Annotated in this window: 15 protein-coding genes; 3 read left to right on the plus strand and 12 right to left on the minus strand. The window is 39.3% G+C overall.

Annotation, left to right across the window (positions count from 1 at the left end):
• Positions 1-102 precede the first annotated feature (102 nt).
• Together MHB38_RS19420 and MHB38_RS19425 are read left to right on the plus strand one after the other, a co-directional pair.
• Positions 103-1,422 carry a hydrolase gene (locus MHB38_RS19420; RefSeq protein WP_076821505.1) on the plus strand — a complete coding sequence of 440 codons (1,320 nt, stop codon included), beginning with the start codon at positions 103-105 and terminating at the stop codon, positions 1,420-1,422.
• A gap of 15 nt (positions 1,423-1,437) precedes the next feature.
• Positions 1,438-1,848, plus strand: coding sequence for a hypothetical protein (locus MHB38_RS19425; protein WP_007497462.1), 411 nt, complete (start codon positions 1,438-1,440; stop codon positions 1,846-1,848).
• Positions 1,849-1,873: 25 nt separating this feature from the next.
• On the opposite strand, the gene MHB38_RS19430 is transcribed toward MHB38_RS19425, so the two are convergent.
• On the minus strand, positions 1,874-2,929 hold the full coding sequence (locus tag MHB38_RS19430) for a YkvI family membrane protein (RefSeq protein ID WP_135226528.1): 1,056 nt from the start codon (positions 2,927-2,929) through the stop codon (positions 1,874-1,876).
• A 72-nt stretch (positions 2,930-3,001) separates the two neighbouring features.
• Here MHB38_RS19430 and yyaC point away from each other — a divergent pair, with 72 nt between their 5' ends.
• Positions 3,002-3,628, plus strand: coding sequence for a spore protease YyaC (gene yyaC / locus MHB38_RS19435; RefSeq protein ID WP_008347570.1), 627 nt, complete (start codon positions 3,002-3,004; stop codon positions 3,626-3,628).
• A 25-nt stretch (positions 3,629-3,653) separates the two neighbouring features.
• On the opposite strand, the gene MHB38_RS19440 is transcribed toward yyaC, so the two are convergent.
• From MHB38_RS19440 to rpmH, 11 genes are all read right to left on the minus strand, one after another.
• Positions 3,654-4,508 (minus strand): ParB/RepB/Spo0J family partition protein, encoded by an 855-nt coding sequence (locus tag MHB38_RS19440; protein WP_017359871.1) that lies wholly within the window; start codon positions 4,506-4,508, stop codon positions 3,654-3,656.
• Positions 4,501-5,262 carry a sporulation initiation inhibitor protein Soj gene (soj, locus tag MHB38_RS19445; RefSeq protein ID WP_008360890.1) on the minus strand — a complete coding sequence of 254 codons (762 nt, stop codon included), beginning with the start codon at positions 5,260-5,262 and terminating at the stop codon, positions 4,501-4,503. The genes MHB38_RS19440 and soj overlap by 8 nt, the downstream gene beginning before the upstream one ends.
• A 236-nt stretch (positions 5,263-5,498) precedes the next feature.
• Positions 5,499-6,335: a YiiX/YebB-like N1pC/P60 family cysteine hydrolase gene (locus MHB38_RS19450; RefSeq protein WP_144683136.1), complete on the minus strand. Its 837-nt coding sequence runs from the start codon at positions 6,333-6,335 to the stop codon at positions 5,499-5,501.
• A 128-nt stretch (positions 6,336-6,463) separates the two neighbouring features.
• Positions 6,464-7,339 carry a nucleoid occlusion protein gene (gene noc / locus MHB38_RS19455; RefSeq protein ID WP_024718432.1) on the minus strand — a complete coding sequence of 292 codons (876 nt, stop codon included), beginning with the start codon at positions 7,337-7,339 and terminating at the stop codon, positions 6,464-6,466.
• 105 nt (positions 7,340-7,444) lie between these two features.
• Positions 7,445-8,164: a 16S rRNA (guanine(527)-N(7))-methyltransferase RsmG gene (rsmG, locus tag MHB38_RS19460; RefSeq protein ID WP_007497477.1), complete on the minus strand. Its 720-nt coding sequence runs from the start codon at positions 8,162-8,164 to the stop codon at positions 7,445-7,447.
• A 13-nt stretch (positions 8,165-8,177) separates the two neighbouring features.
• The gene (gene mnmG, locus MHB38_RS19465; protein ID WP_039169033.1) at positions 8,178-10,064 is read right to left on the minus strand and encodes a tRNA uridine-5-carboxymethylaminomethyl(34) synthesis enzyme MnmG; all 1,887 of its coding nucleotides are present in this window, start codon (positions 10,062-10,064) and stop codon (positions 8,178-8,180) included.
• A gap of 17 nt (positions 10,065-10,081) precedes the next feature.
• On the minus strand, positions 10,082-11,461 hold the full coding sequence (gene mnmE / locus MHB38_RS19470) for a tRNA uridine-5-carboxymethylaminomethyl(34) synthesis GTPase MnmE (RefSeq protein WP_017359868.1): 1,380 nt from the start codon (positions 11,459-11,461) through the stop codon (positions 10,082-10,084).
• 402 nt (positions 11,462-11,863) lie between these two features.
• A complete protein-coding gene (gene jag, locus MHB38_RS19475; RefSeq protein WP_057078773.1) occupies positions 11,864-12,487 on the minus strand; it encodes an RNA-binding cell elongation regulator Jag/EloR in 624 nt (207 codons plus the stop codon).
• Positions 12,484-13,266 carry a YidC family membrane integrase SpoIIIJ gene (spoIIIJ, locus tag MHB38_RS19480; protein ID WP_089374159.1) on the minus strand — a complete coding sequence of 261 codons (783 nt, stop codon included), beginning with the start codon at positions 13,264-13,266 and terminating at the stop codon, positions 12,484-12,486. Before spoIIIJ ends, jag begins: the two co-directional genes overlap by 4 nt.
• A gap of 158 nt (positions 13,267-13,424) precedes the next feature.
• Entirely contained in the window at positions 13,425-13,784 is a 360-nt protein-coding gene (gene rnpA, locus MHB38_RS19485) for a ribonuclease P protein component (RefSeq protein ID WP_008347592.1), read from the minus strand.
• A gap of 78 nt (positions 13,785-13,862) precedes the next feature.
• A complete protein-coding gene (rpmH, locus tag MHB38_RS19490; RefSeq protein ID WP_008360908.1) occupies positions 13,863-13,997 on the minus strand; it encodes a 50S ribosomal protein L34 in 135 nt (44 codons plus the stop codon).
• Between the last annotated feature and the right edge of the window lie 620 nt (positions 13,998-14,617).

The raw sequence follows: 14,617 nt of genomic DNA on the forward strand, positions 1-14,617 counted from the left end.
AACACTGTAGGTCAAAAGGTTTTTATTGGTAGAACGCTGTGGTTTTTCCATATTTTTTGATTTATGATATCTGCATAAATGTTATGTGAGGGAGCAGGTACGATGGTCAATCGAAAGGATAGATTAACCGACAAAGATTATAAAATCATATCCGATCACGCTGGAAACGCAGAGAATTACCAGCAGAACCATACGATAGAAGTAGGTCAGCATACGCTCACTGTCAACGATTTTCTAAAAATAGATCATCAATTATATGGTTTAACGATGCAGCAGGAACAGTCAGATGAGTTCATTGTCGCGTTTCACTGTCCTCTGCCAAAACAAATGACGGTGACATCGACACAAGAAGTTCAAACGGCTACCCAATCATTGTTAAAAACGGATTATGCCTACCCCATTGAAAGAAAATCCTTAGCCGGGAAACAAGATCATGTCTTTTTTAAAGGGAAGGAATACATCGAGGACGTCTGTCAGAAGCACCCGAATGCAACCATCTATCTCACTGGACAAGCGCTTGCCGGTGCTGTTTGTGCTTACATTGCGACAGAACAGCCAGCTGTCAAAAAAGCCATCACATTCGATAGCCCAAATATATGGAGCAGCCTGGCACCTTCCATTCAGCAAAAAGCAGTAGAAGGAAAATATACCCATGTTCTCACGGAATATATTCAACCCAATCATTATGTAGGTTTACTCAATCGCCATGATCATGGAGTTGGACAAGTCAAGTACACCGTACCACCCCGGGAGCAGGGATCGGTCCAAGAATCCATAAAATATAAACCAAGAGAAATTGACACCTTTTTAAGATCAGCTTTTGCATCAATGAATATAGAGTGGAACGAATCGTTTGATACAAATGCATTTTTAGCTCTCGTTTCAGGAGAATTCAAAGTAAATGGGTATTCATTCCATTCGAATGGAACCGCTCGTATTTTAGATGAACAGCTTGATCACAATACAAGTTTTACAGCGATGCTTTTACAAGAAATCCATTCAGGCCGTGCATATGCACAAAACGGGCTTGAAATTATCATAAAATCCCATTTACTAAAAAATTCATCGTATGATCTACAAAGTATTATTGAACATGAAGTACACACTGTATTTGAGAAAATAGATGGAATTGATGATAGTGTCAAAGATGCCGTCCATCATGTAAAACAAGAGCTGAAAGGACTTGTAGGATTTGGTCACTATGATTTATTAACCCATAGCGATGTAGAAGCACTGTTAGAGGAAGTAAGGATGGAGCAGCCGCAATCATCCTTTTATTCTCATGAAAAACAACTGAATGCCTTGTACACCTTGAGAGACTACGAACAAGAACTTTCCACCCTTTCAAGACATATGTACACAATGGGTGATGACTATGCCAAGGCAGATAGACGCCTTGCGATGCAAATGGGTATTCGTTAAGAAAGGAGTCGCCATATGATCAATCAAAATAAACCTCCTAGTGACGCCCAGCGTTTCTTGCAAAATGTGAGTGCCCGCCGCTCCATGTCTGTATTCGAAAGTCAATCTGCACCACAAACACAATCGCAATCACCTGAAGAAATTGCCGCTATTCAGGCCATGCGCAGAGAAGGACAACGAAAAGATTTAAAGCGATTGCTGAAAATGCGGCTTCACGATGAATTGGCAAACACACGCATGCACTTGGAGTACCAATTGTCCAAAACAGAAGACATGATGAACCAGACAACCATTGTCAAACAGCATGTATCCCAGCATTTAAAGGGACAAGCCATCTCAGAAATAGAGGAACGCATGCAGCGTCTCCAGCACATGCCTGTATATGACGATATCAAGGAAGCGATTGATTCCATTCGGATAAAATAAGCACTTCTCTTTGAAAGAGAGGTGTTTATTTTATTTTATCAGTATAATTTTTAGAACGGAAAAATATCTTTTTACTTAAAATCGGATACAGCATTAAACAGACAAGCAAATAAAGATTGAGCAAGCTGTAAATCGGATACAAGAAAGCAATTAAATCAGCAAATCCAAGAGAGGTTAAAGGTGCCATCAAAAGAAGCATGATGAATACAATGAACCAGCGGGGCATTCGTACAAAAGAGAGCATGCGGCTGGATAAACCAAATAATCCCGCAGCAGTTGTTGTATAAATCGCTAAACAAAGAACAATGGTCATAAACACAAACAATGATGTTGGTGCCCCCTCTAATACTGTAAACAAAGGAATCCCTTCTGCTGAAAGACTCCCAGAAATATCAACTAGTATTTCGTTATACACATAAGAAATGACACCAAAAATCAAACCGCTTAATATACTTGCAACCTTGGCCTCTCCAAGCCCCTTCATTTCTTTCCCCACTGAAGATAGCACCGCCACAACAGATAATATATTCAAAGAAGCAAAGACGATACTGGCAGGCCAATTGTATTGCTGGCCAAAATCAATTCTCCACATATGATCATTATTCATATAATAAAAAACAAACGCATAGATGAGCCCCGCCACCAAAATTGGTATAATGAAGGCATTCACAGATAAGAGCCCTTTCACATCCCAGAAAAAAATCATAAATGAGAATAAACAAAATGCACCGATTCCAACCCAAAATGGCACATGATACATCTCAAGTGTCACCCCGCCACCGGCAATCATGACTGTTGTTGTCGTGAATAGATAAAGAACAATTAAAATATCATACACCTTGGCCAGCCAAGGACCTACAAGACGCTCTAACACCGGCACAAAATGATCAGCACGCACCTCATAACTGATTTTTAACACCACATAGGTCGACAGCATAAACATGAGCGTAAACAGTAGAATGGCTAGTCCGCTATCAAGGCCAAAAAACTGCCAAATTTCTTGACCAGAGGCATATCCCGCTCCTATCAAGCTTCCTAAAATTAAAAGCGTCCACCTTGAACCAGCCTTCCACACAATCATCACCTCATAGGTATAGAATTAAGCTTGTTTCCGTATACTGTTACTAACTACTATGACAAGGAAGTGAGACCTATGAATAGCAAGAACGGTCTTTTTTTAAGAAATAGGGTGAAAGAATACGTGTCCCATACGGATACAAATGCCATTCAGCAGCTTAAAAGTATTTTATTCTCGCATCTTCAGAAAGCAGGAAAAAGACCCGTTGCCATCGTCTGCATAGGAACAGACCGCTCAACCGGTGACTCTCTAGGTCCACTTGTAGGAACAAAGCTTTCAGGTCTGGATTTAAAAAAGCTGCATGTATACGGCACTCTCTCTGACCCAGTGCATGCGGTCAATTTAAAGGAAAAGCTCGCTGAAATTGAACAAGCTCATAAACATCCATTTATCGTAGCCGTTGATGCCTGTTTAGGGAGAGTGAAAAGTGTAGGATCGTTTCAAATTGGAGAAGGACCGTTAAAGCCCGGTGCAGGTGTCCAAAAAGAGCTTCCAGAAGTAGGTAATATTCATATTAATGGAATCGTCAACGTGAGCGGTTTTATGGAATACTTCGTTCTCCAAAACACACGTCTCCATCTTGTGATGTCTATGGCCAATACACTGTCTGAAAGTCTATCCCACATTGATCAAATGGATTGGACGAGAGAAAAAAGCCGTTCTCTCTTCACCCCTATTCAAAATATCACGGGAAGAATATAAAAAAGACCATCTCATATCAAGATGGTCATTCCGATGATTCTCTCGTAGAAAGCAATTCAAGGATTCTTTCTAAATCTTCATTTGAGAGAAATTCAATCTCAATTTTCCCTTTTTTCTTCTGTTTCTTGATCGTCACTGAAGTACCAAAGTAATTTTGTAAGAAAGATTCTCTTTCTTTCAACATGCGATCCTTTGGTGCTTCTTTTTTCTTTGTTTCACGTGGAACATTTTCATTTAATTGCTGAACAAGTTTCTCAACCTGACGGACATTTAATCCTTCGTCCACGACCTTCTTTACCAATGGCGCCAGCTTCTTTTTGTTTTTCAAACTAAGCAGCGTGCGTCCATGTCCCATGGATAATGTTCCATCTGCAATCAGCTTCTGTACTTCATCCGGTAATGTTAATAAACGAAGGTGGTTCGCAATATGCGGTCTGCTTTTGCCTAATCGCTTGGCTAATTCCTCCTGAGTCACACTTAAGTGATCTAGTAAGGAGGCATAGGCTTCCGCTTCCTCTAATGGAGATAAATCCTCGCGCTGTAAGTTTTCTAAAAGAGCGATCTCCCTCATCAGTGTTTCTGAAAATTCCCTGACGATCGCAGGAATCGTTGTCAAACCAGCTTGTTGTGCTGCACGGAAACGGCGTTCTCCTGCGACAATGTCATATCCTTTAATCGATTTACGAACAATAATCGGCTGTAAAACACCGTGCTGCTGAATCGATTCCTTGAGATCAGACAATGCATCATCATCAAACGTTTTCCTCGGCTGATAAGGGTTCGGACGCAAATCCTTCAACTTAATTTCTTCGACAGTTTCTTCATTGGAATCCACATTGTTAAATAGCGCATTAATACCCTTTCCAAGACCTTTAGCCATTCGCATCCACTTCCTTTGCTAAGTCTAAATAGACATCTGCACCTCTTGAACGTGGATCATACAAGATAATAGGTTTCCCATGACTAGGCGCTTCACTTAGTCTCACATTTCTCGGAATCACGGTCTGATAGACTTTATCTCTAAAGTATTTTTTTACTTCTTCGATGACTTGGATTCCAAGGTTTGTTCTTGCATCAAGCATTGTCAGTAAGACACCTTCAATGGCAAGGTCGGTATTTAGATGTTTCTGCACAAGACGAACCGTATTCAACAATTGACTCAATCCTTCAAGCGCATAATATTCACACTGAACCGGTATTAAAACAGAATCGGATGCAGTTAACGCATTAATCGTCAGTAATCCAAGTGATGGCGGGCAGTCAATAATCATATAATCATAATTTTGCTTCACAGATTCAAGTGCTCTTTTCAGCCTCACTTCACGTGAGATCGTAGGCACAAGCTCAATTTCCGCCCCTGCAAGCTGTATCGTCGCAGGAATGACATCAAGATTTTCGACCTCTGTCGTCTTAATCACATCAAGTACATCTGCATCGTCTACTAAAATATCGTACACGCACTTCTCTACATCGGCCTTCTCAATCCCAATACCACTCGTGGCATTTCCCTGCGGATCAATATCAACTAACAACACTCGTTTTCCTATGTATGCTAAACACGCACCCAAATTAACAGAAGTTGTCGTCTTCCCAACGCCGCCCTTCTGGTTGGTAATCGCTATGATTTTCCCCACGATGTCACCCACTTTCAACTTAACAATTTTCTCATTCATTCATACTTCCTATTCTATCAAAAAAAGTATGAAACGTTTGCTTTTTTTGTTTCTCCACTATAAATTCGTGAATGAATCTGTGTTTCCGTACATGGATAGATGCATAAAAATACGTTTTAAAAGTATATTAATATATCTTTTTGAAGAAAATAACGAGACAAAAAACCCCCACTTTTATAAAAGTGAGGGAGATACAATCAAAAGTTTAGCCCGCCAATTTTTCGGCCTTCACTTACAATGACTTTAGGTGTCACTGTTTTATAGTTCTTCTTTTTCAAAAACCCATAGGGTGCTTTAATGGTAAATGTCGCATGTCCAACAGCGTCCCCGGTTTTCGCGTAAGCCTGCCATACAATCTTTGAACAATAAGTAGGGTCCAAGGATTGAATAGACATAGTGATCGAATATCGAGCCTTCGGATGGTCTTTCACGTAATCATGCGCCCAATCCCCTGCTAAATCTGCCTTTTCCTGATGATTAATCCGAATCACCTTTGTATTGGCACTATAGCGAAACCAGCTTTGAATGGAATCAATATTTGGATGCTGCCGGAACCCAGGAATGGATGCATAGCTTTTCTCATTAATGACGATGCCTGCATGACCAATTAAACCATTCAAAGCACCAGTGCTCGTCACCAATATATCCCCTTTTTGAGGCATAATATCGGTTCCAGGATACGGTTTACCAAAAAGATGGCGAATGGTATTCGGCCTTTCATCCGTTACCACTTCATCCTGTTTGTTTTGCCTTAAACCATAGTTCTCCAAATCATCATCAGCTGTGATCACATCGATCGCATCGTCCTGAGACGCTTGCTCTTGATTTAATTGTTGAACCGTTACATCTGTCGAAACCACACCTTGTTTCTTCAGAGTACTCAGTTCTTCTTTCGTAATCGTTTCTTCTTCCGCTGAATGAGTATTATGATTCGTTGACGTGCTCACAGCAAATACAGTCGTTTCATTTGAAAAAAGAGAAAAAGAGAATAGTAAATAACAGATAATAGCAAAAATAGTCTTTTTCATTTTCATCGGTTACATGTCACCTCCCTTCTACTATGAAAATCATATTTTACCAATTAATTAATAATAAGTAAATATCATGAATTGAAGGGAGAGAAAGACAAAAAAGCTGACGAGTAATGCTCATCAGCTTCTTTCTATTTAGGAATTCGAATCGTTAATTGGATATATTCCTCAAATTCTTCTTCCTCGGTATTTATTTTAAGTCCGCTGTCTTCTACCATGTGGAGAGACTGACGAATGGTATTCATCGCAATTCGCGTATCTCGGCTAAACGCCTTACGTTTCGGCTTCGGTTTGCGATCTGTTTTTTGTTCAAGCATCTTCACTACACGCTCTTCAGTCTGTTTCACATTCAGCTGCTTTTCGATGATTTCCTGCAACAGCGTGATCTGTAATTCTGGCAGCTTTAGAGGTACAAGTGAACGGGCATGCCTCTCAGAGATTTTTTTCTCCAAAATGGCTTGCTGTACCTCTTCAGGCAACTTTAAAAGTCTTAGTTTGTTTGCAACAGTCGATTGTCCCTTACCTAAACGCTGAGCAAGCGCTTCTTGCGTTAAATCATGAAGCTCTAAAAGACGTGCATAAGCATGAGCCTCTTCAATTGCAGACAGCTCTTCTCTTTGCAAATTTTCAATCAATGCCACAGATGCCGTTTCCGTATCAGTAAAATCTTTTATAATAGCGGGGATCTTCTCCCATTGAAGAGTTTGTACCGCTCTCCAACGTCTTTCGCCGGCGATCAGTTCATATTTTCCTTCTTCTTCTGTTGGTCTAACAACAATCGGTTGAATAATGCCATGGGTATGAATGGTTGTGGCCAGCTCTTGTATCTTTTCTTCTGAAAAAATGGTGCGTGGCTGAAAACGGTTAGGCATAATTGTGTCGACCGGGAGCTCCTGTATCTCTTCCTTTAATGTTTCATGCTCAGCAATCTCTGCCTCTATTTCGGTATCACGCTCAGGATGTTCTTTGTCACCAAGCCCGAAGAAGCGTGAGAGTGAATGCTTCATGAACCTACACCACCTTTAAAAACTACCTTTTTATAATTCTATTTTCTCATGTTTTTTCCTTCTGTAAAATCATAAATATTGAAGAAAAACCGACCTTTTACATGATCAACCCTCTATTGGCGATTTATTAGGTGTTCCTGGTTTTCTAGGATATTTTTTTGGTGTTTGTTTTTTCTTTTCAATGACAATGATGTTCCGTTCGCTTTCTTCTAAAGGAAGAACAAAGGAATGCTTTTCAACAACCTCTCCTCCGAGGACAGTAACGGCTTTTTTTCCTGCTTGCATCTCTTCATCTGCAGCAGATGCTTTTAATGCAACAAACAAACCTTCCTTTTTCACAAGAGGCAGGCATAGTTCGCTCAAGACAGATAAGCGCGCAACTGCTCTAGCGGTGACAAGGTCATAGCTTTCACGTTGATCTTTACGTTGTCCAAAGGTCTCCGCACGATCATGATAAAAAGTAGTATCTTGTAAGTTTAACCCTTTTGCTAACTCATTGAGAAACGTAATGCGTTTCTGGAGAGAATCAACAATGGTCACATGTAGATGAGGGAAACAAATTTTAAGAGGAATGCTTGGAAAACCAGCACCAGCTCCAATATCACAAATTGTTGTCACATTGTGAAAATCAATAAAAAATGCTGCTGATATCGAGTCATAAAAATGCTTTAAATATACTTCTTCCTTTTCTGTAATGGACGTTAAATTCATCTTCTCGTTCCATTCTACAAGCATATGGAAGTAAGTTTCAAATTGTTCAAGCTGCACTGGAGAAAGAGTGATCCCTTTCTCCTCTAGTGCTGCTGTAAATTGTTCAATGTTCATGCCGACATCCTTTCTACTCTGCTATCTTCGCAATACGTCCCTGCTCCAAATACACTAAAAGGATAGAAATATCAGCAGGGTTAACGCCTGAAATACGAGAAGCCTGTGCAACAGAAAGCGGTCGGACTTCTTTTAGCTTTTGCTTCGCTTCAGTTGCAATCCCTTTGATGGCATCATAATCGATTCGATCCGGAATCTTTTTATTTTCCATCTTTTTCAGCTTTTCAACTTGTTGGAGCGACTTTTCAATATAACCTTCATATTTAATTTGAATCTCTACCTGTTCACACACATCAGCAGGAAGCGGTGTGTCAGCAGGAGCTAGTTTCACAACAGATTCATAGTTCATCTCTGGACGCTTCATCAGATCACTAGCGCGAATACCGTCCTTCAATTCACTTCCACCAAGAGAACGGATATATTCCTGTGTCTCTGCTGTAGGTTTAATAATGACAGAATATAAACGTTTTTTCTCTGCTTCAATAGCCTCTTTTTTCTGTGTGAATGCTTGGAATCTCTCTTCAGAAATTAAACCAATGTTATATCCAAGTTCCGTTAATCTTAAATCAGCATTGTCATGACGCAGAAGTAAGCGGTACTCTGCACGAGAAGTTAAAAGACGGTAAGGTTCATTTGTACCCTTCGTGACAAGATCATCAATGAGAACACCGATATATGCATCAGATCGGCTTAAAATGACTTCTTCTTTACCCAATGCTTTTCTTCCTGCATTGATACCTGCCATAATTCCTTGACCTGCAGCTTCCTCATAACCAGAGGTACCATTAATTTGGCCAGCTGTATATAATCCAGAAATTTTCTTCGTCTCAAGTGTCGGCCACAATTGTGTAGGCACAATCGCATCATACTCAATGGCATAACCCGCTCGCATCATTTGTACATTTTCAAGCCCTGGAATGGTTGACAGCATTCGCTGCTGTACATCCTCTGGCAGACTTGTAGATAAACCTTGAACATACACTTCTTGCGTATTACGGCCTTCTGGCTCTAAGAAAATTTGATGTCTCGGTTTATCATTAAAACGAACCACCTTATCCTCAATGGACGGGCAGTATCTAGGACCTGTTCCTTTAATCATACCTGAATACATAGGAGAACGGTGAAGATTCTCATCAATAATTTGATGAGTTTCTAAACTCGTGTATGTTAACCAGCATGGTAATTGATCTGTAATATATTCCACAGTTTCATAAGAAAACGCACGTGGCACATCGTCACCTGGTTGAATTTCCGTCTTACTATAATCAATCGAGTGGCTGTTTACTCGAGGTGGTGTCCCAGTTTTAAAGCGAACCAAATCGAATCCTAATTCTGCTAGATGATCCGATAATTTAATGGAAGGCTGCTGATTATTAGGACCGCTTGAATAAGAAAGATCCCCTAAAATAATGCGGCCTTTTAAGAAAGTACCAGTCGTTAGAACAACAGACTTCGCGCGATAATTTGCACCTGTTTGAGTCACAACACCTTTACATTCATCATCTTCTACAATTAAATGGTCTACCATCCCTTGCAACATTGTTAGGTTTGGTTCATTTTCCATTGTTTTTTTCATTTCGTGCTGATATTGAAACTTATCTGCTTGCGCTCTTAACGCACGGACAGCAGGTCCTTTCCCAGTATTCAGCATACGCATTTGAATATGCGTCTTATCTATATTTCGTGCCATTTCTCCGCCTAGCGCATCAATTTCTCTGACGACAATCCCTTTAGCGGGACCTCCTACGGACGGATTACATGGCATAAAAGCAACCATATCGAGATTGATGGTCAATACAAGTGTTTTGGCGCCCTGTCTTGCAGAAGCAAGAGCAGCCTCAACACCAGCATGACCGGCACCGACGACGATTACATCATATTGGCCAGCTTCATAACCCATTTCTTTTGTTCCTCCCTTTACTTTCCTAAACAGAATTGAGAGAATAACTGATCGATTAAGCTTTCATGAACAGCATCCCCAATAATTTCACCTAGCTGCTCCCAGCAGCGTGTTAAATCTATTTGAACAATGTCGATCGGTACATCCATTTCAATTCCTTCTAGAGCATCCTCAATCGATTGTTTTGCTTCTTGAAGGAGCGCAATATGCCTAGTATTGCTTACATACGTTAAATCTCCACTTTCAATTGAGCCAGTGAAGAATAAAGATTGAATGGCCATTTCAAGCTCATCAATCCCTTTTTCTTGTAATAAAGATGTTGTCACGACTGGACGATCTTTCGCTAACTCTTTTACTTTTTCTACATCAAGTTTAGGCTCAAGATCAGTCTTATTGACAATCACAATAATATCCATACCCGAGACAGCCTCAAATAGCTTAATATCTTCCTCAGATAACTCTTCACTATAATTGAGCACAAGTAAAATCAGGTCAGCTTCTTTTAAGACCTGTCTTGATCGTTCGACCCCAATACGCTCAACAATGTCTTCAGTCTCACGTATACCCGCAGTATCTACTAAACGGAGCGGTACTCCTCTTACATTCACATATTCCTCGATGACATCTCTGGTTGTTCCAGGAATATCGGTCACAATCGCCTTTGTTTCCTGAACAAGACTATTTAATAAGGAAGACTTCCCAACATTTGGCCTTCCAATAATAACAGTAGATAAACCCTCACGTAGGATTTTCCCCTGCTGTGAAGTCGTTAGAAGCGATTCAATTTCCTTTTTCACAGATGTCGCCTTTTCAACTAAGACTCGATGTGTCATTTCTTCCACATCGTCATACTCTGGATAATCAATATTCACTTCTACATGGGCAAGTGTCTCCAATATCTCACCACGAAGACGTTTAATCAAACCGGAGAGACGTCCCTCCATTTGAGTCATTGCGACATTCATCGCACGGTCAGTCTTTGCACGAATCAAGTCCATTACGGCTTCTGCTTGTGACAAGTCGATTCTTCCATTTAGGAAAGCACGTTTTGTAAACTCACCTGGCTCCGCTAATCTCGCTCCTTCTTTTAAAGCAAGCTGCAAGACTTTATTGACCGTGACAATTCCGCCATGGCAGTTGATCTCAATAACGTCTTCTCTCGTAAATGTTTTTGGCGCTCTTAATACAGACACCATGACCTCTTCTATCACTTGCTCGGTACTTGAATCTACAATATGACCATAATGAATGGTATGAGAATCCACTGATACAAGTTTTTTCTCCTTAGGCCCCTTATACATGCGATCAGCAATCTGAACTGCATCAGGCCCGCTTAAACGTATAATGGCAATTGCCCCTTCACCCATTGGTGTAGAAATTGCTGCAATTGTATCCACCGCTCATTCACCTCTTTCTCTATTCAATAGACAGTCTTATATCAATTAAATGGACGTTGTCCATCTCTATATCAAAAACGCTTAATCCAAAATTTAAAGATACCATAAATGCATGCGAAGCGAAAGTAGCCCACATTTAATTATCCACAGTTTTGCACCCTGTCTATTTTAACACTTAACTTATCCACATGTGAATAACGACGTTCTAAACTTGTCTTCACATCTTACACCTAAATCCAATAAATTAAAACGCCCTTCTCCCTTTGCAACTAAGGGAAAATGACGTTTTCGATCTAAATAACACACTAACTTTTTAGAAATAAAGGAGGAATCTACTATTAAAAGGTAATTTTTCAATAAAAAAAGACTAAAATCCAGCTTTGCTGAATCTTAGCCTTTCTGCTATTTTTTATACATCACCACAACATGACGCTTGCTGCCTGTATCTTCGGATGCCGTGGCAAGTTCTTTAGAAAATGCTGCAATCGTATCATGAACGACTTTTCGTTCATTCGAAGGCATCGGTTCTAAATGAACCTTTCTCTTCGTTTTTAAAACACGGTTTGCCGTTTTGATTGCATATTGTTCAAGTGCTTCTTGTCGTTTCTTCCTATAATCTCCAATATCAATTGTAATATGATGATACTGATCAGAATAACGATTAAACACTAACTGCACCAAGGTTTCTAAAGAGTACAGTGTTTGTCCTCTTTTTCCAATCATTAATGAAGTTTTGTCTCCATTAATGTGAAAAGAAATCTTTTTCGTTTCTTTTTTCGAAACAATATTTGCTTTAGGATCAATTGATTTAACAATTTTATCTAAATACTGTGTTGCTAATTTGAGCGCATCTCGCTTTTCTACTAACTTGACAACAGCTTGTCTTTTACCAAATAATCCTAAAAACCCTTTGTTTCCTTCATCTACTATTGTGATATCTACTTCTTCTTGTAGTAGTTGAATTTGTTTCAGTCCGGAATCTACTGCTTCTTCGACTGTGCGACCGACAGCAGTTATTTCCTTCATTTTTTGTTCCCGCCAGCTTTTTCTTTTGTATCAACTTTTACTTGAGGTGTTTTAATGACCAAAGTTTGAATGATCATGAAAATGTTACCTACAACCCAGTACAGTGAAAGTGCCGCTGGGAAACTGATTGCAAATACAATGATCATAATTGGCATCACCCAAAGCATAATCGCCATTTGAGGGTTGTCCGAAGGATTTCCAGCCATCATTAGCTTCTGCTGGATAAAAGTAGCTACACCTGCAATAATCGGTAGCAGGAATAATGGATCTGGACTGCCTAAGTCAAACCATAAGAAAGTATGCTTCTTGATTTCAGCTGTTCTCATGATCGCATGATAAAAACCAATTAAGATTGGCATTTGAATTAAGATTGGGAAACACCCTGCTAATGGATTTACACCATTCTTTTGGAAAAGAGCCATTGTTTCCTGTTGAAGCTGCTGCTGTGTTTTCTGGTCTTTTGAGCTATATTTTTCACGAAGCTTCTTTAGTTCTGGCTGAAGTGCTTGCATTGCTTTTGTACTTCTTAACTGTTTAATCATTAATGGTAAAATGAGCAAACGAATCAAAAGAGTTACAATAATAATCGCTACACCATAGTTTTCACCAGTTAAGTTTGCCATATAAGTGATTAATTGAGATAGCGGGTATACAATGTAAGAATTCCAGAATCCCTTACTATCTGATGTGATTGGTTCATTGATTTGTGTACATCCTGCCAATAGAACCAACACGCCAATCAAGCTAAATATTAGTAATAATCGCCTTTTCAACAAGATTCCTCCCATTACTTCAAACTTTATTTAAGTTGGAATTGATTACGAAAGTGACTCACCTAATCAGTATGGTAACATTTTTTCATTACAAAGTGGTGGTTTCATTTTAATTCACTAGATGAAGGAAGCGCTTTTAAAAATTGATTCAACGAAAGTTTCTATTACGAAGACTTTTTCGGTTGTTGTTGATAAACAGCGGATTTTCTAAATAAATGCTGGAGAGACTTCTTTGTTTCTTCAAAGGTCAATTCGCTTGCTGGTTTTCGTGCGATAACAATGTAGTCTTTTTCTTGCTTTAGCTTATGACCTTCCTCTAAGAACACCTGACGGATTAGTCGTTTAATCCGGTTTCTTATCACTGCATTACCTATCTTCTTACTGACAGACAATCCTAAACGCAGTTCTTCTTGATTTGGTTGGTCCAGCTGATAAATGACGAATTGGCGATTAGCCATTGATTGACCTTTTTTGAACACTGTTTGAAACTCTTCATTTTTTTTTAGCCTGTTTCGCTTCTTCATGTTTTCTTCCACTCCGATAAAAACTGACAGTTCATTTACGATTTTATGTAAAAAAGACCACTGACATTATTCAGTGGCCTAAGCTGATAATTTTTTTCTACCTTTGCTGCGGCGTCGCTTTAAAACTAGACGTCCGTTTTTAGAACTCATACGGCTGCGGAAGCCATGAACTTTACTACGCTTACGGTTATTTGGTTGAAACGTTCTTTTCATTTATGACACCTCCCTGAGGAATAGCTGTTTAAGACAGTCTAACTCATTATATTTGTGTAACCCATCGATTGTCAATATCAATGATAAAACTCTTATTATCAACCTTATAAGCATAACACAAGTTATCAAGTGAAGAAACCTTCTTTTTTAGTTTCCAGCATTTTATTCTTTTTTTCCTTCAAAAAAACCTTCAAAACAAGGTTGTGGATATTTTTCCGGCATATTTTGACTATCCACATCCATTATCGACATTTTTTTCACACAAATAACCTATGTGGATAATTATTTTTCAACAGGATGTAAAGTGTGTGGATAAGTTTGTGACACCCATTGCACCATCTTGTTTATTTTGATATTATATTTGTGTTTTAACTCTTAATTACTTATCTGGCCTATTTATCTTATCCACAATTTGTGGATAACCTGTGGAAAGTTATTACACAGCTTGTTGAATTGTTTATCCACAACCTGTGTAATTTGTCGAAAAGACGTTTTTCTACTATATTAATTGTTTTCAACAAAGTATGTGCACGAATGGTGATGACCATTTGCTCTTTTTCGTGTTCTATAACAGTTTGATACTGGTCATTTTAAAAAGAAAAGGAGGGGGGAGAAGCCTT

This window comes from Bacillus sp. FSL K6-3176, assembly GCF_038003325.1.
In the GTDB taxonomy this organism is placed as follows: Bacteria; Bacillota; Bacilli; order Bacillales; family Bacillaceae; genus Bacillus; species Bacillus altitudinis.

Coding starts and splice junctions, on each gene's coding strand:
- rpmH (WP_008360908.1), bottom strand. CDS start 13,997: ATGAAAAGAACGTTTCAACCAAATAACCGTAAGCGTAGTAAAGTTCAT.
- MHB38_RS19425 (WP_007497462.1), top strand. CDS start 1,438: ATGATCAATCAAAATAAACCTCCTAGTGACGCCCAGCGTTTCTTGCAA.
- jag (WP_057078773.1), bottom strand. CDS start 12,487: ATGAAGGAAATAACTGCTGTCGGTCGCACAGTCGAAGAAGCAGTAGAT.
- rnpA (WP_008347592.1), bottom strand. CDS start 13,784: ATGAAGAAGCGAAACAGGCTAAAAAAAAATGAAGAGTTTCAAACAGTG.
- MHB38_RS19450 (WP_144683136.1), bottom strand. CDS start 6,335: ATGAAAATGAAAAAGACTATTTTTGCTATTATCTGTTATTTACTATTC.
- MHB38_RS19430 (WP_135226528.1), bottom strand. CDS start 2,929: ATGATTGTGTGGAAGGCTGGTTCAAGGTGGACGCTTTTAATTTTAGGA.
- MHB38_RS19420 (WP_076821505.1), top strand. CDS start 103: ATGGTCAATCGAAAGGATAGATTAACCGACAAAGATTATAAAATCATA.
- mnmG (WP_039169033.1), bottom strand. CDS start 10,064: ATGGGTTATGAAGCTGGCCAATATGATGTAATCGTCGTCGGTGCCGGT.
- MHB38_RS19440 (WP_017359871.1), bottom strand. CDS start 4,508: ATGGCTAAAGGTCTTGGAAAGGGTATTAATGCGCTATTTAACAATGTG.
- noc (WP_024718432.1), bottom strand. CDS start 7,339: ATGAAGCATTCACTCTCACGCTTCTTCGGGCTTGGTGACAAAGAACAT.
- rsmG (WP_007497477.1), bottom strand. CDS start 8,164: ATGAACATTGAACAATTTACAGCAGCACTAGAGGAGAAAGGGATCACT.
- yyaC (WP_008347570.1), top strand. CDS start 3,002: ATGAATAGCAAGAACGGTCTTTTTTTAAGAAATAGGGTGAAAGAATAC.